Origin of the sequence: Nannocystis exedens (assembly GCF_002343915.1) — a bacterium.
Taxonomy (GTDB): domain Bacteria; phylum Myxococcota_A; class Polyangia; order Nannocystales; family Nannocystaceae; genus Nannocystis; species Nannocystis exedens.
The window spans coordinates 8879026-8898060 of record NZ_NETK01000001.1 but is presented as its reverse complement, the minus strand read 5'-3'; the positions used below and the strand labels follow the sequence as shown (position 1 = coordinate 8898060).

Sequence of the window (19035 nt, the reverse complement as noted above, 5' to 3'; positions counted from 1 at the left end):
CCGAACGGACATGCCCCTGCAAGCATGTCCGTTCGGACCTCTCCTGCGAGGCGGACGCACGGCCCGCCCGCGCTCAGGGCGTGTACGCGACCTCAAGCTTGCCGGACAGGGCCACCGCCGCGTCGAGGACGCCGTCCTTGACGTCGAAGTTCTCGACCTCGAGGTCGGTCAGCTCGGTGTCCACTTGCAGGCGGCCCGCCAGCGCCGTCCCGAGCGCCTTCGCCACCGCGTCGCTGAGGGCGGCCGCCTTGGTGTCGAGCTTCCAGCGCGCCTTGTCGGCCACCAGCTGACGGAGCGACGCGTAGTGCTGCGCCGACAGCTTCTTCAGCTGCTCGTTGTCGGAGTCGACCGTGTAGTCGAAGTCCTGGATCGACAGCTCGCGCGCCCGCGAATTCCACGTCAGCTCGCCCTGCAGCTTGAGCTCGCCGCGGATCGCCCCGCCGACGCCGACCGCGACGGTCAGGCGGCGCGAGTTCCTCGCCGCCGACTCGTCGACCAGCTTCACGTAGGTCACCACGATCTCGGGCGAGCCGCGGCCGCCGAACGACAGGTTGCCGAGCCGCTTCGTCAGCTCCTCGTTGAGCTGGCCGAGCGGCAGGCGCAGGCGCGACTTCACGGCGAAGCCCGGCCCGTCGGTCACCGGCTCGAGCTTCGGCAGCGGCGTCGGCTTGACCGCCGGCTTGTCGCCGAGCTGCACCACCAGCTGCCCGGCGAGCCCGAGGTCGACGCGGAGGTCTTTGCCGTCCATGCGCGGCTGCGACACCCCGATCGATGTCGGCTTGGCCACCAGCCACGCCGGGGTCGAGCAGATCGCCCCGGCCTCGGTCGGGCAGCGGCCCTGCCCGAGCTGCTGCAGCGACTGCGGCTGCTGCAGCGCCGTCCACAGCGTCTGCGCCTGCTTCTTCAGGTTGAGCTGCTTCTCGAACTGCGCGTCGGCCTGGTCGAGGGCCTGCTGGATCTTCGGCACCAGCTGCTTCTGCAGGTTCTTGTTGACCATCGGCGCGACGGTCTCCTTGCTGATGCACACCTTCGCCAGCGCCTTGACGCACACCTGCCCGCTCGGCGCCGGCCCGAAGTCGATGTCGTCGAGCTTGGCGTCGGCGGTGACGCGGAAGTCGTCCTCGATCTTGAAGTCGGCGTGGAACTTGGCCGCGACCTTCTGCGGCTCGGCCTTCGTGCCCCACGTCTCGCCCTTCGTGATCCAGATGACCCGCTTGCCGATCTTCGTCGACGCGCGCACATCGGCCGCGTAGCGCACGCTCGCGGTCACGTCCAGCCGGCCGTCGTCGAACTTGGCCTTGATCGGGTCGCGCCAGACCGTGTAGCGGACCTCGATCTTGGTCGCCGACTTCGGGTCGCTGACCACCTGCCAGTCCTGCGTGATGGTCTTCTGGATCAGGCTGTCGACCTTCTTCACCGACTCGTCGAAGTCGACGCGCAGCGGCACGACCATCTGCGTCCCCTCGCGCACGCTCGGCGGCGGCGGCTCTTCCGGCCTCGGGGCTGGCCGCGGAGCCGGCGGCTTCGGCTGCGGCTTCGGCTTGGCCGGCTTGCCGGCGCCCGACGGCGGCTTGGCGGGCTTCGGCGTCGGCTTCTTGGTCGGGGTCTGGCTCGCCGGCTTCGGCTTCGGCTTCTTCGCGGGCTTGGGCTTGCCCGCCGCCCCCCTCGGCGGCGAACTCGGCCCTGAATACGGCACTCGAACGATGGTGCAGCTGCAGAGGAACGCGAGCAGCGTCGCGAAGGTGAGCTTGGGTGTCGGGAGCATCGCCGTCCTCAGACTCCGAAATCCCGGCGCGCTTCACCTCGCGCGCTCGCGGGCCTCGGGCCGGCCGAGCATCGCCGGCAGGGCCCCGCCAGGGAAGCCGCCCCCGCTCCCGCGCGCCATCGCCCTCGCCCGCCCCCGCGCTCGCGCGCCCGTGCGCCGGCATTGCCTCGGAAGGGCTCCTGGCGCCCGAAATTCTCGATCAGGCGCTCGCGCATCCTCCGCCGACTCTCGCCTGCCCGAGGAGGACATCCCGAGCGGCACCCGGCACGAGCGCTCGAGCCCGGCTCGGCCCGGCGACCTGAGCGTGCTCACGCCGCGCCGATCCGGCGGAGCGCGAGGTCGCGGCGACGCGATCCGCCCGCGCCACGCACGACCGCCCCGTCCTTGGCGCCCTCACCTGTCTCTTCCATCACGCCATCGCGGCGCCGGCGATCTGTCTCCGCGACCATGTCGCACCGGCAGCCTCGTCCCGCGCACCGAGCCCCGCGTCCCACGGCGCCGGCTCGAGCGCGACGTCGCCGTGGATCGCCGTCATGCCCGACGTCCACCACGCCGAGGCCGTCTGCGTCGCGCAGCATCCCACCACCGGCTGCGTGGCCCTCGTTCGCGCGCGAGCGTCGGCTCGGCGGCATTCGCAGCAAACACCGCGAATCCTTCGATCCTGTCACTCGCCCGCAATCGCAGCACTCGCGATCGCGCCGCCGTTCGGCGCCTGCGCTTCGCCGCTGCGACCGGCCATTCGCCTCGCGCTCGAGCTCGCTGCATGTGCATCGATGTCCCACGCGCGTGTTTTGCGCTCACGCGATTGTCTACACGCGCGCCTGCGCGGCAATGCGCCGACCCGCGCCCGGACTATCGCCGTTATCTCGGCCTCTCACCGCGATACGGCCGCTCGCGCCCGATCCCCGCTCGCTTTTCGCGTGGCCGATGCCCCCGGCCGGGTCAGGGAAAAAACATGCGTACCAAGCACAAAAACCTCGCCTGGATCGCGCTCACCCTTGCCTTCGGCTTCGCTTGCGATCACGATTCGCTCGACTCCCGCAAGGCGGACGCGTCCGAGCTCATCCCCTGCGCCGGCCCCGTCGGTCTGCTGTGCCCCGAAGGGCTCGTCTGCCGCGACGACGGCGCCGATGACTGCGCTCCTGATCAGGGCGACAACGATTGCCCCGGGCATTGTCAGCCGGCCGATCCGGTCGCCTGCGGCGGCCTCGCCGGCTTCGACTGCCCCGGAGACCAGCCCTGCGTCGACGACCCCAGCGACAGCTGCGACCCCGACGCCGGCGGCGCCGACTGCCTCGGCATCTGCCTGATGCCGCCGATCGCCCACTGCGGCGGGCCGAACGGCGGTGAATGTCCCATGGGACAGGTGTGTATCGACGACCCGAACGACGACTGCGATCCGACCCACAGCGGCGTCGACTGCATCGGCGTGTGCGAGGAGCTGCAGATCCTCTCCTCGCCCCCCGAAGAGGCCAGCCGCTGAGGGCGACGGCCACCCCGGATCGCGGTCGCGGCCTCGTCGGCCGTCGACCGCGATTCATGGCAGCGCCTCAGCTGCTCGAGCCCGAGCCCGAACCCGAGCTCGTGATCGCGTCGGCGACCGAGTCGGCGATCCGGTGCGGACCGATCTCCTCGAGCATCTCGTCGAACTTCACCAAGAAGTCGGCCATGTCCGGCAGGCCGTGGTTGGTGAGGACGACGATGAACAGGTCCTCGGACGGATCGATGATCAGGAACGTGCCCGCGCCGCCGGTCTTGAACACGCCGGAGAGCGCGCTGCCGCCGACCGACCAGACGCCGTCGTTCAGCTCGAAGCCGTAGGCCTTGTCGGCGGACAGCAGGTCCTCCCACCACGCCGTCGGGCTCGGGTTGCCGAGCGGGTCACCGTCGCCGTCCACAGTCTGGATGTGGGTGAGCCCGGCGACGGTCGCCGACGACAGCACCGGCTCGTAGGCGCAGTTGGCCGGGTTCCACACCTGGCCGTTGTCGAGCAGCGCCTGGGCGAATTTGCCGAGGTCGAGCGCGGTCGAGAACAGCCCGTCACAGCCGGCCCCGGTCGGGGCGACGGACGGGAACATCGCGTTGTGGCGCTGGGTCCACCAGTCCTGATCGTCCTGGACCTCGCCGCGGCGGTAGCCAGCCGGCACCGCCGGGTTGAGGTCGTAGTGCGAGAAGTACCCCGTACCGGCCACGCGCGGCATCTTGATCGCCATCGTCAGCACCGGCTCGTAGTCGGTGTCGGCCAGCTGCAGCGGCCCCGTGACGTAATGGGACACGAGCTGGCGGAACGTCTTCGGCGTCGGCGCGACGTCGGCGTAGGCCACCTCGGCGAGGTGCGCGAGCAGGCGGTACGTGATGTCGCTGTAGAGCACCGAGGTGCCGGGCGCCGCCACCGACGGCTCGTGGCTCAGCATCAGGTAGGGATCGCTGACGCCGTAGACGAAGTCCGCCGAGTCGACGTCGAGGCCGCCCATGTAGCGCAGCATGTCGCGGATCGTCACGCTCGACTTGTTCGGGTCGAGCGCGAGGGTCGGCGGCGGCCCGGCGACCTCGATGTCGGCGAAGTCGGGCAGATAATCGATCACCAGGTCGTCGAGGTCGATCACGCCGTCGGCCGCCATCTCGAGCAACACCGCCGCGGTGAACGGCTTGGTCATCGACTGGAGGTCGAAGATCGCGTTCGTCGGCATCGTCTGCGTCGGGCTGCCGCCCAGGAGCGTGTTGCCGTCGCGGAGCCCGATCGCCTTGTGATACACGATCTTGCTGTGGCGGGCGACCATCACCACCGCGCCCTTGGTGATCTGGTCGATGGTCTCGCCCGGGTGCTGGGTCACGATATCGGTGAGGTGGTCGTCGAGCGCGTCCTCGAGATCCGGGTCGAGCCCCACCGAGGCATAGCTGCCGAGCGCGTATTCGAGGCCCATGCGCGGGAAATCGCTGCACACCGGGTTGGGGTCGCCGCCGGCGGCGAGCGCCGCCTGCGGGGCGAGCAGGCTGGTGACGACGAGCGCTGCGGATAGAAATGAAGCGGGTTTCATGATGTCCTTCGAGAGATATGGGACGGCCGAACTCGCGCCATTGCCCCGCGCACAGTCGAGGCAGGCGCCGAGAGCGCGGCGCTCGCCGCTCTGCGCGGGTGTTCGACGGCCCATCGCCTAAGTGACCGCGAGGTCGGGTTCAATTGCGCCGGAGACCATCGACCCGCGACCACGCGTCATGCGCGCCGAGGGTACGGGCGCCCCCGAGGGCATGCGTCGTCCCCACGGGCAGCGCAGTTGTTTCCCCTCTATAAATGCCGTGCGCGCGAGCGCCAGCGTTCATCGCAGCGAACGCCGCTCGAGCGCTCCGGGGCGATCGCGCGTGCCCGCGACATGTCCCATGAGACAGACGATTGATCGGCCTGACGCTCACGACGCGACCGCGCGAACCGTCGACCGCGAGTGCCGACATTCGCCGATCCGCGGCCTTCTCCTCGGGTCGCCGCCAGCGGTCAGCGGTCGCGCACCAGATCTCCGCATCCCGCACGCGCGTGAGCCAGCGCCGCAGCGGCGAGCCGCCCCGGTCTCCGCCCTCGCCCGCCGCCCCGCGCCGGACCGGTCACGTCCTGACGCCTCGCGCGCGCGCGCTCTCGCGCCCGCGTTCTGGTACGCTCGAACGATGAGCCTGCGTCGCGCGACCTCGTGTGTCTGTCTATTGGCCCTGCTCGCTGCGTGTACCGACCCCGGGGGCGCCGATGACGGCACAGGCGCCGGCACGACCGACGGCACCGGCGGTCTCGAGAGCACCGGCACCGACGCGCCCACCTCCACCACCACCGGCGACGCGACCGCGACCGAGCCGCCCACCGGCACCAGCGACGCCAGCACCACCGGCCCCGACGAGCCGCCGCCCGCGCCCGAGGCCTTCCCCGTCCTGCAGGACATCGTGTTTTACGACGGCTACGCCGCCACGGTCGACGAGCCGATCCCCGAGGGCGTGATCCGCCACAGCAACTCGCTGGTGGCCACGCGCTTCACCGAGGAGCTGCAGGCCAAGGTGCAATCCACCCTGACGATGGGCGTCATCGTCGGCGCCCTGTGCGACAACTACGATCGGCTCGGCGGGGTCAACCTCGCGCTGGTCCCCAAGGGCGCGCAGACCTACGTGCCCGCCGAGGTCGACCGCATCGAGGTCGCGCGGTTCATCACCCCGTTCATGGACATGAACAAGCACCCGATGACGGTGCCCTACGAGTGGCAGACCAGCGACCTCGTGCCGATCTTGAAGGACCCGGAGCTGCTGGCCGAGTACGACTTCTGGTTCGAGCTCAGCATCTTCGGCGTGCCCTACGCCGCCAACAACGAGGTGGCCGGCTGCGCCGGCCGCAACGACACCCAGCTCGGCACCCTGCTGCTCTACACCGACAGCAAGCAGCCCGCCCCGAATTTCAACCACCTGGTGCCCGTCGCCATCGGCGAGGATTTCAACAATTACACCGAGGGCGCCAGCGACGAGCTCGGCACCACCCGCAAGACCGTCACCTTCGAGCTGCCGGCCGACACCGCCAACGCCCAGCTCGTGCTCATCACCTCGAACCACGGCGCCAACGCCGGCGGCGAGGAGTACATCCGCCGCGAGCATTACGTCTACGTCGACGGCGAGCTGGTGCTGCAATACAAGCCCGGGCGGACCTCGTGCGAGCCGTTCCGCCCGTACAACACCCAGCCCAACGGCATTTACGGGCCCTACCCGCAATCCGACGAGGAGTGGCAGTCCTTCAGCAACTGGTGCCCCGGCGACGTGATTGACACCCGCATCATCCCCTGGGGGCCCGCGAGCGCCGGTCCGCACGAGTTCGTGATCGACGTCCCCGACGCCACCTTCGTCGACATGCAGGGCAATTTCCCGTTCTCGCTCTACGTCCAGGCCGAGTAGCGAGCCGCCCTCGCCGGCGCGTGGCCGCCGGACCCCGCCCGCTGCGGACGCGGGGACGCTGCCGACCCGCGCCGCGGCGATCTCCCGCGCCTGCCCGCGGAAGTCCTCCTCACCCGGCCCCGGGCGAGCCGCTTCGGCCAGCGGCGCGTCGCCGAGAACTGCGGTCTGCGGCGATCGTCGACTCGCAGACATCTCCCTGACTGGTCGAGGCCCGCGGGGCCACGACCGCCCGCGAGCTGCCTGCACCGATGCGCAAATTCACGCGGTGTCGTCCTGATTTTTCGACCATTGCGCATCGTTCGTGCGAGACACCGGCTGCCGGCTCTCGGATACCATGGCCATCGTGCGCCACCTCTACTTCGTGCCGTGGACCCTGACTGCGCTGATTGCTTGCTCCACCGCTCCCTCGGCCAACGACGAGGCCAGCGACACGCAGCATACCAGCAGCGGCACGGACCCGAGCGAGACCGGTGAGAGCACCGTGCCCACGACCACCGTCGGCATGACCGGCGAGACCGGCGAGACCACCGGCGAGCCGCCGATGCTCGACACCTACCAGTTCGCCGGCGGCTGCTTCTCGCTGCGCAGCGGCGACCGCTATCTGGCCGCCGGCGACCCGACCAGCTTCGCCTTCGCGGCCGACAAGGCCGGCGCCGCCCGCTTCTTCATGAAGGCCGCCGACCTCGGCACCTACCTCTTCTACGACCAGGACGGCGGCTACCTCGTGTCCGACGACGGCCCCCTGGTGCGCCAGACCGAGCTCGAGTCCGACGTGACGCGCATCGACGACACCTACGTCTCGGGCGCCGAGTGGACGCTCGAGACCTCGGTGGTCGACTGGTCGCAATACCAGCTGCGCAACCGGCGGAACGATCGCCTGCTCGGCGCCGACGCGCTCGCCGACGAGGGCGTGCCCGTGACCTTCGAGCCGGCCGAAGGCTGCACTCCGCACCCCGAGCTCACCCTCGACGCCACCGGCCAGATCACCCGCACCATGTTCGACGACGGCGACCTCTACGGCATCGTCGACACCCACTCGCACATCCACTCGAACTACGCCTTCGGCGGCGGCGGCCTGTTCCACGGCGGCGCCTACCACCGCCTCGGCGTCGCGCACGCCCTCCCCGATTGCTCGATCTCCCACGGCGACATGGGGCGCAAGGACTTCTTCGGCTACATCTTCGACGCCTCCGGCAACGAGGAGGCCGACCTCGCCAGCCTCCTGCCCGACCTGGTCGCCAAGCAGCTCGGCGAGGACAACCACGCCACCGCCGGCTGGCCCGACTTCACCGAGTGGCCCGACGGCCCGCGGCGCTCGACCCACCAGACCCAGTACTGGTTGTGGCTGCAGCGGGCCTACCTCGCCGGCCTGCGCCTCGTCGTCCAGCACGCCACCACCAACGCGATCATCTGCGACTTCATGATCGGCGAGGGCATCCAGAAGAGCCGCTACGGCTGCGACGACATGACCGCGGTCGACCGGATCATCGACGAGACCTACGCGATGGAGCGCTACATCGACGCTCAGTCGGGCGGGCCCGGGCTCGGGTGGTTCCGCGTCGTCCACACCCCGGCCGAGGCGCGCGAGGTGATCGCCGGGGGCAAGCTCGCGGTGATCCTCGGCATCGAGACCTCCAACCTGTTCGACTGCAAGCTCACCCCGCGCGACGGCGACCCGACTTGCGACGAGGCCTACGTCGAGGCCCAGCTCGACCACTACTACGACCTCGGCGTGCGGGCCATCTTCCCGGTCCACAAGTACGACAACAAGTTCTCGCCCGGCGACGGCGACCGCGCCTTCATCGAGCTCGGCAACTTCGCCAACAGCGGCCACTGGTCGAACTTCACCCTCGATTGCCCCGACCCCCAGGTCGGCGGGTTCGACAGCGGCAACGTCAACTTCGGCGGCCTCAACATGCCGCGCGACGTCTACGACTCGCCCGCGCCGGTCGACAACAGCAAGTTCCCGACCGCCCCGCTCACCACCACCGGCATGTACCTCGGCCAGATCACCGAGCCCGCGCTCGAGGGCGCCTACTGTCAGAACGCCACCCTCACCGCGCTGGGCGAGCACATGATCCGGCAGATGATGGCGCGCGGCATGATCATCGAGGTCGACCACCTCCCGCAGTGGTCGTACGTGCGCGCCTACGAGATGCTGCAGGAGGTTGGCTACCCGCCGATCGGCAGCCACGGGCGCAACAACGGCGGCGTCCTCTACGAGCTCGGCGGCGTCTCGGCCGGCGGCTTCGGCATCTGCCGCGGCGACGCCCCCGGCGCCACCGTGCAGGGCTTCAAGGACAAGATTCAGTTCATCATGGACAACGGCGGCTACCCGGCCGAGGGCTTCGGCTTCGACCTCAACGGCTTCGCCGGCGCCCGCGGCCCGCGCTTCGGCGACGGCGTGTGCCCGACCCCGCAGACCGACCCCGTCACCTATCCCTTCTCCTCGTTCGCCGGCGACGTCGAATTCACCCCGCCCAGGGTCGGCAACCGCGAGATCGACTTCAACACCGAGGGCCTGGCCCACATCGGCCTCTTGCCCGAGCTCATCGAGGACGCCCGCCGCGACGCCGTCGACGAGGCCGACCTCGAGCCGCTGTTCCGCTCGGCCGAGGGCTACATTCGCATGTGGGAGCTGGCCGAAGCCCGCGCGGCCGAGCTCGGCCGCTGACTCGCCGCTTCAGGTCTTCCGGGCGCGCGAGCGCCTGGGGGTCTTCGAGCCGCCCGACCCGTCCGGGCTCGCCGCTCCGCCGCCCGCCTCGCCCCGCCCTTCGCCCACGCGCGCGGCGAGCTCGTCGAGCTGCTCGAGCTCTCGGGTCGGGTCCGCGACCCGCACGAAGCGCGCCGCGGGGACGGTCGGGGAGCCGGGATCCAGGTGGCTCGTCAGCACGATCTCGCCGTCCTCGTCGTGCCGCACGAACTCGAACCGACAGGCGCGGACCTGCGAACGCCGCGACTCGTAGCCCATCCCGACGGCGTTGCTGCGATCGATCATCGCCGGCAGCTCGATCACCAGCCTGCCCTCCCCGCAATGAAAGCGGCCCTCGCCGAACTTCACGTCGGTGCCGTAATTGGAGGCGTAGACCTGCCCGTAGCGCGCGACCGGTCGCCGCGCGGCCCCGCGGCTCAGCACGAGCACGTGCAGCGCCATCATGTCGTCGTAGCGATCGCCGGTGTCCTCGTCCGGATCGGAGGTGTCCTCGATCCACGTCCCGAGCAGGTCGCGCTGACGGGGGGAAGCCATGGGTGAGGCAAAAATACCTGGGGGCGAGCCGCCGAGCCAGGCAGAGGAGCAGAGCGCACCGGGGCCGTCACCGCCCCTCGAGGCCGTCGCGCGACTCGACCACGAACACCGTGCTGCCGACATACACGCGGTCGCCGGCGTGCAGGCCGACGCGCGCGAGCTTGCGACCGTTCACGACCACGCCGCAGACGCTGTCGAGGTCGGTGACGATGCAATGACCGTCACCATCGAAGGAGATCGAACGCGTCCTGCGCGACAGCAGGTCGTCGTGGATGACGATGTCGCAGCCGGGGGCGCGGCCGAGGACGGTGACGGCCCGGTCGAGGGCGATCGCGCGGCCGTCGAACACCACCCACGCATTCCGCGGCCGACCGTCCTGCGCGAGCGCGAACCGCAGCGCCGGCCCCGTCGTCGCCGACTCGCGCCCGCCCGCCGCTGCCAGGTGGGCACACGCCCCGCAACAGAACCGCGCCTCGCCCACGCACCGAGGATAGCGAGCGCCCCGGCCCGCGGCCAGGCCGCGAGATCACGCGCAGCGCCGGGCCCTCGCGCCTCGCCTCGCTCACGCGCTCGTGGCCCCGGGCGGTGCCGCCCGTGATGTGTCGACCGCGGAGCATTCGCGGCAGGTCTTCGGCAGCGGCGCTGCGACCTCCTCGCGGTCACCGCCGTGAACCACCTCCGAACGCCCGCGCCCCGCGCCCCGCGCCCCGTGGTAGACGACCGCCCGTGGAGCCTCGAGCGCACTGTTCACGCTGCCGTCGCCCCCGGCAGGTGTGCTGGTGCGCGGCCCTCGTGCCGGTGCCGAGCCGCACCCGCGTCGTGTTCCTGCAGCACCCGCGCGAGGCCCGGGTGGGCGTCGGCACCTGTCGCATGGCCCACCTCTCGCTGCCCGGCTCGCAGCTGCACGTCACCCTCGACCCCGACCGCCAGCCCGCGCTCGCCGAACAGCTCGCCGCGCCCGACACCCACCTGCTGTTCCCCTCGTCCGACGCGACCGACGTCGAGGCCCTCACCCGGCCGCCGCGCACCCTCGTCGTCGTCGACGGCACCTGGGCCAACGCGCGCAAGTTGGTCGGCCGCAGCGCCCTCCTGCGCGCGCTCCCGCGGCTGTCCTTCCGCCCCGAATTCGCCAGCAACTACCGCATCCGCCGCGAGCCCGACGATCACTGCCTGTCGACCATCGAGGCCACCGCCCACGTGCTCGAGCGCCTCGAACGCGCGCCCGGTCGCTACACGCCGATGTTGTCGGCCTTCGACCGCATGGTCGACATGCAGCTCGCGTACGTCGCCTCGGGCGCCGGGGCCAGCCGTCACCGCCGCCACAAGCCGCCGCCCAGGCCCCCCGTCGATCCGCGCGCCCCGCTGCGGGCCGTCCTGGACCGCCTCGTGCTGCTGCACGTCGAGCCCAACGCCTGGCCGTACGGCACCCCGGACCCGCCCCCCGTCGAGGCCATCGAACTGCGGGCCCTGCGGGTCGCCACCGGCGAGCGCTTCGCCGCCTTGCTGGCCCCCCGCCAGCCGCTGTCTCCGCGCACCGCCGACAACCTCGACGTCCCGGAGCTCGACATCCGCGCCGGCGCCCCCCTGGCCGCCACCCAGGCCGCCTGGCGCGAGTTCCTCGGCCCCGACGCGGTGCTCGGCATCTGGGGCTACCACGCCCTGTCGCTGCTGCGCATGGAGGCCGGCTGGACCCTCGCCCCCGAGCTCGACCTGCGCGCCGTGTGGCAACGGGCTTTCGGCCGGGCCGAGAACCTCCCTGACGGCCCGGGCCGCGCCGCCCGCCGCTTCGCCGCGATCGAGAAGTCCCTGCACGCGCTCGTGACCGGCCCGTGACGGGCCCGCCGCGTCACGGCTTGGGGATGTGCAGGGTCTTGCTGATCATCAGCGAGCCCGACAGCGCGAACATCAGGACCAGGGGGTGCAGCTCCCAGCCGAGGTCGATCGACCCGAACCACAACGAGTCGCCGATCCGGCCGTTCCAGGTGGCGAGCGCCAGCACGACGACCAGCACCAGGCTGGTCGGGATCGGCGTGCCCTCGAAGTAGCGGACCTTGCCGTCGTCGCCGGACAGCGACTCGGCGGTGACGTTGTAGCGGGCCAGGCGGCTGACGCCGCAGCAGACGAAGTACGACAGGACGACCCAGTCCCAGCCGCCCTGCATGCCGCACGCGTACGCCAACGCCGCCGGCGCCACCCCGAACGAGATCACGTCCGCGAGCGAATCGAGCTCGCGGCCCAGCGACGACGATTTTTGCCGCCAGCGGGCGATGCGCCCGTCCAGCGCGTCGAACAGGAACGCCAGCGGGATCAGGGCCATGCCCCGCAGCAGCGCGTGCGGGCACCCGTCCTGCAGGAAGCGCATCGCGGCGAACACCGCCCCGGTCCCGCAGAACGCGTTCGCCAGCGTGAACCAGTCGGCCAGGTGAAACTCGCGGATCATCGAGAAGTGGCGCTTCATCGTCGGGTCCCTCGCGTAGGTTGCCAAATTCGGCCTGAAGTGCAGAGGGCCGCCGCGCCAGCGAGCTCGGCAAAGATGGGCGGGAACGAGCCCAGGGCGGGGGCACGTCGGGTCGAGGCCGACGAAGCGCGGACCGCGAGGACGGTCCCCGGCCCTGGATGCCGAGCCGCGACGAGCCGCCGGGTCGAAGCCGCCGGACGTGGCGAGGCGGGGCCCCGCCCCGGTCCCGAGCCGCGGCGGACCCCGTGCCGCGCTTCGCCCCGCCTGCGCACGAGCGCCGGCGGCGGTCCGGCGATCGCCGCGCCGGCCGCCCGATTGCGGATAAGCTCGGCCCGATGAGCGAGCTCCGCGTCTATCACATCCCCGTCTGTCCTTTCAGCCAGCGCCTCGAGATCCTCCTCGCGCTCAAGGGTCTCACCGGCGCGGTGAAGTTCGAGGTCGTCGACATCACGAAGCCGCGGGACCCCGCGCTGCTCGCCAAGACGCCGGGGAACACCGCGCTGCCGATCCTCGAGACCGAGACCGGCGGCGTCCTGCGCGAGAGCCTGGTCCTGATGCAGTACTTCGAGGATCGCTTCCCCGAGCCCCGCGTCGCCGCCCGCGACCCCTTCGCGCGCGCGGTCGAGAACATGCTGACCGCCCTCTGCAGCGACCTCGTCAACGCCGGCTACGGCTACGTGATGAACCAGGACCCGGCGAAGCGCGAGGCGCTGCGCGACAAGCTCCTCGCCCAGTACGCCGGCATCGACGCGTTCCTCGCCCGCTACAGCCCGGACCGCACCTTCCTCCACGACGAGTTCGGCTGGGCCGAGGCGGTGTTCACCCCGATGTTCATGCGCTTCTGGTTCCTCGAGTACTACGAGGACTTCGCGCTGCCGGACGAGCCGAAGTACGCGCGGGTCCGGCGCTGGCAAGCGGCGTGCCTCGCCCACCCATCCGCCCAGCAGGTCACGCGCGAGCAGATCGTCAAGAACTACTACGACTATTCGCGCGGCGCCGGCAACGGCGCGCTCCCGGCCGGGCGGACGGTCTCGTCGTTCGCCTTCGCGCCGCACTGGTCGCAGCGGCCGATGCCGCCGCGCGAGAAGTACGGCCGCCACGCGACGGACGCCGAGCTCGGCCTCGTCTGAAGCGCCGCGACCGCGACGGGCGAAGACCTCGCCGGCGAAGCGCCGCCCGTCGAGCTCGCACGCGTGCGCCGCCCCGCGTACTCGTCCCCGTCCGAACGACGCGCTCGAATTCGGCCGCCCCGCGACGGACGCCGAGCGCGGCCTCGCCTGAAGAGCCGCGACCTCGACGGGCGAAGCCCTCGCCGGCGAGGCCGCCCGTCGAGGTCGTGCGCCTGCGCGTCGGCGCGCTCGGCCTCGTCCGAGCCGCCCGCGCCCGGAGCGGGCCCGGCGAATGATCCTCGACCGTCGAGGCCGTGCATCTCGCACATGCTCTTTTGAACATGATGTTCAGAACATGACCCAGAGCGCTCACGCCGCGGCGGCCCCCGCGTGGCGGGCCAGCAGCGCCCGGCCGGCCGGACCGACGACCGCCGCCATCGCCCGCCGGGCCACCGCCACGCGCCCGGCCGCGCCGAGGCGCCCGTGCGCGAGCATCCTCGGGGACATGTCCTGTTCGACCTGTCCGAAAGTTCTTCCGACGTTCGCCTCGGCCGCCGCCAGCGCCGCCGCGCAGGCCGCGTGCACCTCGGCGCCGCCGCGCTCCAGCGCCCACGCGACGAAGCGCCAGGCCAGCTCGGCGTGGCGCAGCTCGTCGGCGGCGATCTGCGCCAGCGCTGCGCGCACGGCCGGGTCTTTCGCGCGCCCCAGGGCCGCCTCGGCCTGCAGCGCCGCGATCGTCTCGCCGATGCAGCCCTCGCGCAGCGTCGCCACCGTCACCGCGACCAGGTCGTCGGCGCCCGCCAGCGCCCCGGTCAGCGGCAGCGGCGACGGCCCGCGCGGCTCGCCGCCGTAGGCCGCCGCCAGCCCGAAGCACAGCCGCGCGTGCGCGATCTCGTCGGCCATCGCCTGCTGCGCCGCCTCGACCAGCGCGGCCGGGGCCCCGAGCGCCAGCAACTGCAGCGCGAAGCGGGCGAACGCGGCCACCGACGCGTGCTCGGCCAGCCCGTCCTCGACCCATTCGGCCGCCAGCGCCGCCCGCTCGCGCGCCGACAGCCCCGCCAGCGCGGGCGCGGCCGGCGAGCTCCAGTCGGCGCGGGCGATCGGGTGCGCCGTCCGGGCTGTCTCTTCGACCAGGAACGGCCGGCCGCAGCAGGTCTCCTCCCACGTGACGTTGACGCAGCACTGCCCGCGCAGCTCGTACACCGGCGAGACGTCGTAAGCGTAGAGCCCGCAATCGTCGTGGAGCGGCACCTCGACCCCCTCGCACGGCCCGCTGCCGCCGGTGGTCCCGGTCGTCGTGCCGCCCGTCGAATCGCCGGTGGTCGTGCTGGTGCCCCCGTCGGTCGTGCTGTCGCCGTCGGTGTTGTCGCCGGTCGACGTGTCGCCCGGCAGGTCGACGCATTCGACGGTCTCCAGGTAATTGATCGGGCAGTCCGGCGGCCGGTCGCTGTCGCTCCACGCCGTGGTCACGTCGGTGCCCGGGCCCGTCATCTCCCCGGTCGTCGCGGTCGCCGTGCCCGGCCCCGTCGCGGTCGCCGTGTCGGGCTCCGTCTCGGTCGCCGTGCCCGGCGCTGTCTCCGTCACCGTCCCCGGCGAGCTCTCCGTCGCCGTCCCCGGGCTCGCGGTCGTCTCGTCGCTCGCGGTGGTCGTGCCGATCCCCGACACCTGGCCGTCGCTCGCGCCGACCGGCCGGTCCGCGCACGCCCCGGCGAGCGCGAGCGGAGCCACCCCGGCGGCCTTCAACAGCGCCGCCAACACCTGCGCCTCGCGCAGCGTCGCTTTTATGACGTCGAAGCTCTTCATCCCACCGGCATACCACAACGCGGCCCGGCGAGGCAGCCCGCCGCACCCCTCATATGCCTGAAAGGACATGCCTGATAGGACATGTCAGCGCCGTTCTCGCTCGCCCTGCTCCGGCCCGCGCGCCCGCGCGCCCGGCCTGTGACCTCGCAGGCCACACCGCCCCGCCCGTCGTGGCCTGGAAGGCCACGGCCCGCCGCCTGCCCGCCCGCGGGCTCCGGCAGGGGCGTGGCACGGCGACTGCACAGGCGCCGCGCATCCGGTCGGCCGCGCCCTCGCGCGCCGCCCGGACCTTGGGATCGAACATGCGCACCCATCACCTGTTCATCACCTCGTTGACCCTCGCCGGGCTCCACGGCTGCGAGGCCGCCGAGCCGCGGCCGGAGGCCGAAGCGGAGGCCGCCACCCCCCGCAACGTGTCGCTGTGGGAGCCGCCGCTCGAGATGTGCCTCACCGGCACCAAGCTGAGCTTCCACCACACCGACGGCACCAGCGACGTCGCCACCTCGGTCAGCCAGGGCCTCGCGCAGTACGCCCGCCCCGGCGACCTCGTCGAGCTGACCTTCGCGGTCCCCCCCGGTTGCCTCGCCGACCACGGCCCGCGCGTGACCCTGGCCTCGTACACCACGCCCGGCATCACCATGCACGCGCTCGCGCCGGTGCAGCCGTCGCAGGCCTACGACGTCCACACCGCCCGCGTCGACGGCGGCGGCACCACGCTGACCGTGCGCCTGCCCGACTGCTTCTTTCGCGTCGACCTCGCGTTCGGCGAGCCGCTCGCCGTGCTGAACGGCCCCTCCGCCAGCTACGAGGCCGAGCAGCGGCTGATCGCCTCGACCCAGGGCGGCAAGGCCGGCTGCCAGGACGTGCCGCAGCTCGCCATCGACGCCTTCGACACCGTCGAGCGCGGCTGGGGCGAGGCGCCGCTCGTCACCCACTTCGGCTGGAACGTGCGGGCCGGCAAGGGCACCGGCGAGCTGACCTGCGAGCTCGACTTCGAGGGCGACGGCCAGGTCGATCAGACCCTGAGCCCGTGCCCGGCGACCACCAGCGGCATCAAGGTCGCCGGCTTGCCGGTGCACACCTTCGACCAGCTCGGCGAGCACCACCCCGAGCTCGTCGTGTCCGACGGCACGCGGCGGCTGTGGGCCGGCACCACCGTGCTCGCCAACCACCTCGAATTCAAGCCCGACGTCCGCTTCCCCGAGCAGCTCCCGACCTTCGTCGCCGCCAAGCTGAACGTCGCCGAGGCGCCGACGCTGAGCGAGCTCGTGCTCACCTACTCGACCATGAAGGGCATGCCGAGCATCCAGGCCGGCGACGTCGTGGTCGGCCAGGGCGGCGCCGGCTACATGCTGCGGGTCGTCAAGCGGTTCCAGAGCGGCAGCACCCTCACCCTCTACGGCCACCCGGTCGGCCTCGACCAGACCGTCGCCGGCGGCTTCTTCGGCGTGCGCGACGTCCCGCTCTCGATGGCCGACGCCCACTGCGCCTCCGACAAGTGCATCGGCACGATCACCCCCGTCCCCGCGCCCCCGGCCGGGCCCGCGCCCGCCGAGCAGCCCCTCGCCCTCGACGCCGCCGACAAGCTGCTCGGCGACGAGGAGGACAAGCTCGGCATCAAGGTCACCATCCCCCTGGCCCAGGGCGACTCGCCCGGGACCGCCAGCGAGGCCGAGGTGTTCGCCGGCGTCGTCGTCAAGAAGTTCACGATCAGCGGCCTCGCGTTCGGCGACCTCCGCGTCGACATCGACGTCGCGCCGACGATCGAGGCCTCGGTGGCGGTGAAGGCCGAGATCGCCGACTCGCTGCACCTCGGCGACATCATCCTCGGCGGCCTGCCGACGCCGATCCCGGTGACCCTGCACATGCGGCCGCGGATCGACTTCGCCATGGCCTTCAAGTGGGCCGGCAAGTTCACGGCCGCGGCCCCGTTCCAGCTCACGCACGACGAGAAGGGCTGGAACCACAAGTTCGCCCCGCAGATCTCCGGCGACGCCGACCTGCTCGAGACCGGCCTCGGCATGGAGTTCGCGCTCGAGTCCAAGTTCACCCTCGTCGACGAGCTGGGGTTCGCGCTCGGGTTCCTCTACGGCCCCCACGTCGCCCCGTTCGGCGCGCTCGGCGTGAAGGCCACCGTCGACCCGGGCACTTGCAAGCTCTGCGTCGCCGTGTTCGGCGAGGTCGGCGGCGAGTTCGGCTGGGACGCCCCGTGGGGCCTCGGCACCCTGCTCGAGCCGCTAATCGTCACCTTCGGCGAGCGCGAGTTCAAGAAGCGCTGCGAGGTGTACAACGACGAGTGCGACGATCCGCAGCCGCCCGGCGATCCCGGCGGCACCTGGGGCGACGTCCACGTCATCAGCCACGACGGCCTCCTGTTCGACTTCCAGGCCGGCGGCGAGTTCGTGCTCGTGCGCGCGACCGCGGGCGCGCCGCTCGAGATCCAGGCCCGCCAGGCCCCGCTCGGCCAAAATTTGAGCCTGTCGTACAACACCGCCGCGGCCGCGAAGATCGGCGACCGGCGCGTCGGCTTCCACGCCGACATGCCCGCAGAGGTGTACGTCGACGGCAAGCCCGAGACCCTCGAGCCCGGCGTGCCCTTCCCGGTCGGCGGCGGCGTCCTGCAGCTCGAGGGCGATCGCTACCACCTCGACTGGCCGAGCGGCGACCGCCTCAGCGTGCGCGTGTTCGCCGACCACCTCGACCTTCAGGTCGCGCTCGCGCCGGCGCGCGCCGGCGCGGTCGAGGGCGTGCTCGGCGACGCCGACGGCGACCGCAGCAACGACCTCGGCCTCGGCGGCGGCGTCTTCCTCGCCCAGCCGGTCGGCTTCGAGGCGCTCTACCGCGGCCCGGGCAGCTTCAGCGAGGCCTGGCGGGTCCCGCTCGGCCAGTCGCTGTTCGTCTACGCGCCCAACACCGGCCCCGAGACCTACCGCGACCCGCCCTACAGCCTGATGCCGGTCAGCACGCCCCCGCCCAACCCCGAGGCCATCGCCCTCGCCGAGGCCGAGTGCGGCGATTGCCCCGAGGCCCTGCGCGACACCTGCATGCTCGACGTCGCCTTCACCGGCGACCCCGCCTTCGCCGACGCCTGCCACGAGGTCGCCCCGACCCCGGGCGAGACGATGTACCCGGCCGACGACTACGTCGCCGTCGCCCCGCGCTACGGCGCCGCGATCGACTGCGCCGACGAGAAGGTCGTGTTCCGCGGCCCCGACCTGGCGACCGCCGACCAGTACCCCGAGGGCAAGGACCTCACCGTCCGCGTCGAGGCCGGCTTCAACTACGACTCGGGGTTCTTCGGCATCGACTACCTCGGCACCGCCGAGGCGCCGCCGGCCGGCGCCGGCACGCCCGCCTCCGACTGGGGCGGCCGCTTCGACTGCGTGGCGATCGGGGCCGACGGCTACGGCGAATGCACCCTGCGGCTCGACCCCACCGACAGCCCCTGCAACAACCCGATCGCCTTCACCCTGTTCCGCTTCGAGGTCCAGGAGCTCGTCCCGCCCCCCGAGCTCCCCGAGATGCACGACCTCGCCTACTTCACCCTCCCGTCCGGGGAGTGACGCTCTGTGGGGATGCCTGATCGCCGACTGCGCCTCATGCAGCGCGACGTCGGTCTTTCGCGCCCGCAGAATGCCTGGGCGCTGTACCTCGCGCATTGCCGACCGCGCCTTTCGGGGGTCCGAAGCAGGGCCGGTCGCGAGCTCGCACCTTCCACCTCGCCTCCTCGCCCGGAGGC

Annotated in this window: 13 protein-coding genes; 6 read left to right on the top strand and 7 right to left on the bottom strand. The window is 71.9% G+C overall.

The features are described 5' to 3' along the window. Positions 1–73 precede the first annotated feature (73 nt). Both NAEX_RS34885 and NAEX_RS51185 read right to left on the bottom strand, forming a co-directional pair. Positions 74–1765: a DUF4403 family protein gene (locus tag NAEX_RS34885; protein WP_096331797.1), complete on the bottom strand. Its 1692-nt coding sequence runs from the start codon at positions 1763–1765 to the stop codon at positions 74–76. Positions 1766–2073: 308 nt separating this feature from the next. Beyond that, positions 2074–2214: a hypothetical protein gene (locus NAEX_RS51185; protein WP_170136256.1), complete on the bottom strand. Its 141-nt coding sequence runs from the start codon at positions 2212–2214 to the stop codon at positions 2074–2076. 506 nt (positions 2215–2720) lie between these two features. On the opposite strand from NAEX_RS51185, the gene NAEX_RS34880 reads away from it, so the two are divergent. Further along, positions 2721–3248 (top strand): hypothetical protein, encoded by a 528-nt coding sequence (locus tag NAEX_RS34880; protein ID WP_096331796.1) that lies wholly within the window; start codon positions 2721–2723, stop codon positions 3246–3248. 67 nt (positions 3249–3315) lie between these two features. Here the strand turns inward: NAEX_RS34880 and NAEX_RS34875 are convergent, their stop codons facing one another. Then, on the bottom strand, positions 3316–4803 hold the full coding sequence (locus tag NAEX_RS34875; RefSeq protein WP_170136255.1) for a serine hydrolase domain-containing protein: 1488 nt from the start codon (positions 4801–4803) through the stop codon (positions 3316–3318). Between the two features lie 619 nt (positions 4804–5422). On the opposite strand from NAEX_RS34875, the gene NAEX_RS34870 reads away from it, so the two are divergent. After that, the gene (locus NAEX_RS34870; RefSeq protein ID WP_245913865.1) at positions 5423–6679 is read left to right on the top strand and encodes a peptide-N-glycosidase F-related protein; all 1257 of its coding nucleotides are present in this window, start codon (positions 5423–5425) and stop codon (positions 6677–6679) included. Positions 6680–7013: 334 nt separating this feature from the next. Beyond that, positions 7014–9353, top strand: coding sequence for an amidohydrolase family protein (locus NAEX_RS34865; protein ID WP_096331794.1), 2340 nt, complete (start codon positions 7014–7016; stop codon positions 9351–9353). A gap of 9 nt (positions 9354–9362) precedes the next feature. Here the strand turns inward: NAEX_RS34865 and NAEX_RS34860 are convergent, their stop codons facing one another. Both NAEX_RS34860 and NAEX_RS34855 read right to left on the bottom strand, forming a co-directional pair. Beyond that, positions 9363–9926, bottom strand: a complete 564-nt coding sequence (locus NAEX_RS34860) for a hypothetical protein (RefSeq protein ID WP_096331793.1) — start codon at positions 9924–9926, stop codon at positions 9363–9365. 67 nt (positions 9927–9993) lie between these two features. Beyond that, on the bottom strand, positions 9994–10407 hold the full coding sequence (locus NAEX_RS34855; RefSeq protein WP_170136254.1) for an FHA domain-containing protein: 414 nt from the start codon (positions 10405–10407) through the stop codon (positions 9994–9996). A gap of 116 nt (positions 10408–10523) precedes the next feature. On the opposite strand from NAEX_RS34855, the gene NAEX_RS34850 reads away from it, so the two are divergent. Beyond that, positions 10524–11759: a tRNA-uridine aminocarboxypropyltransferase gene (locus NAEX_RS34850; RefSeq protein WP_096331791.1), complete on the top strand. Its 1236-nt coding sequence runs from the start codon at positions 10524–10526 to the stop codon at positions 11757–11759. Positions 11760–11772: 13 nt separating this feature from the next. Here NAEX_RS34850 and pssA read toward each other — a convergent pair whose 3' ends face one another. Then, entirely contained in the window at positions 11773–12384 is a 612-nt protein-coding gene (gene pssA / locus NAEX_RS34845; protein WP_096331790.1) for a CDP-diacylglycerol--serine O-phosphatidyltransferase, read from the bottom strand. 335 nt (positions 12385–12719) lie between these two features. Between pssA and NAEX_RS34840 the strand changes: the two genes are divergently transcribed. Beyond that, positions 12720–13514 (top strand): glutathione S-transferase family protein, encoded by a 795-nt coding sequence (locus tag NAEX_RS34840; protein WP_096331789.1) that lies wholly within the window; start codon positions 12720–12722, stop codon positions 13512–13514. A 348-nt stretch (positions 13515–13862) separates the two neighbouring features. Here NAEX_RS34840 and NAEX_RS34835 read toward each other — a convergent pair whose 3' ends face one another. Further along, entirely contained in the window at positions 13863–15296 is a 1434-nt protein-coding gene (locus NAEX_RS34835) for a ferritin-like domain-containing protein (protein WP_096331788.1), read from the bottom strand. A gap of 302 nt (positions 15297–15598) precedes the next feature. On the opposite strand from NAEX_RS34835, the gene NAEX_RS34830 reads away from it, so the two are divergent. Further along, entirely contained in the window at positions 15599–18859 is a 3261-nt protein-coding gene (locus NAEX_RS34830; RefSeq protein ID WP_100793441.1) for a VWD domain-containing protein, read from the top strand. Positions 18860–19035: the final 176 nt, after the last annotated feature.

What these genes read in the sequence shown, in the direction of transcription:
- NAEX_RS34885 (WP_096331797.1), bottom strand. Translation starts at nt 1,765, where the DNA reads ATGCTCCCGACACCCAAGCTCACCTTCGCGACGCTGCTCGCGTTCCTC.
- NAEX_RS51185 (WP_170136256.1), bottom strand. Translation starts at nt 2,214, where the DNA reads ATGGTCGCGGAGACAGATCGCCGGCGCCGCGATGGCGTGATGGAAGAG.
- NAEX_RS34880 (WP_096331796.1), top strand. Translation starts at nt 2,721, where the DNA reads ATGCGTACCAAGCACAAAAACCTCGCCTGGATCGCGCTCACCCTTGCC.
- NAEX_RS34875 (WP_170136255.1), bottom strand. Translation starts at nt 4,803, where the DNA reads ATGAAACCCGCTTCATTTCTATCCGCAGCGCTCGTCGTCACCAGCCTG.
- NAEX_RS34870 (WP_245913865.1), top strand. Translation starts at nt 5,423, where the DNA reads ATGAGCCTGCGTCGCGCGACCTCGTGTGTCTGTCTATTGGCCCTGCTC.
- NAEX_RS34865 (WP_096331794.1), top strand. Translation starts at nt 7,014, where the DNA reads ATGGCCATCGTGCGCCACCTCTACTTCGTGCCGTGGACCCTGACTGCG.
- NAEX_RS34860 (WP_096331793.1), bottom strand. Translation starts at nt 9,926, where the DNA reads ATGGCTTCCCCCCGTCAGCGCGACCTGCTCGGGACGTGGATCGAGGAC.
- NAEX_RS34850 (WP_096331791.1), top strand. Translation starts at nt 10,524, where the DNA reads ATGTGTCGACCGCGGAGCATTCGCGGCAGGTCTTCGGCAGCGGCGCTG.
- pssA (WP_096331790.1), bottom strand. Translation starts at nt 12,384, where the DNA reads ATGAAGCGCCACTTCTCGATGATCCGCGAGTTTCACCTGGCCGACTGG.
- NAEX_RS34840 (WP_096331789.1), top strand. Translation starts at nt 12,720, where the DNA reads ATGAGCGAGCTCCGCGTCTATCACATCCCCGTCTGTCCTTTCAGCCAG.
- NAEX_RS34835 (WP_096331788.1), bottom strand. Translation starts at nt 15,296, where the DNA reads ATGAAGAGCTTCGACGTCATAAAAGCGACGCTGCGCGAGGCGCAGGTG.
- NAEX_RS34830 (WP_100793441.1), top strand. Translation starts at nt 15,599, where the DNA reads ATGCGCACCCATCACCTGTTCATCACCTCGTTGACCCTCGCCGGGCTC.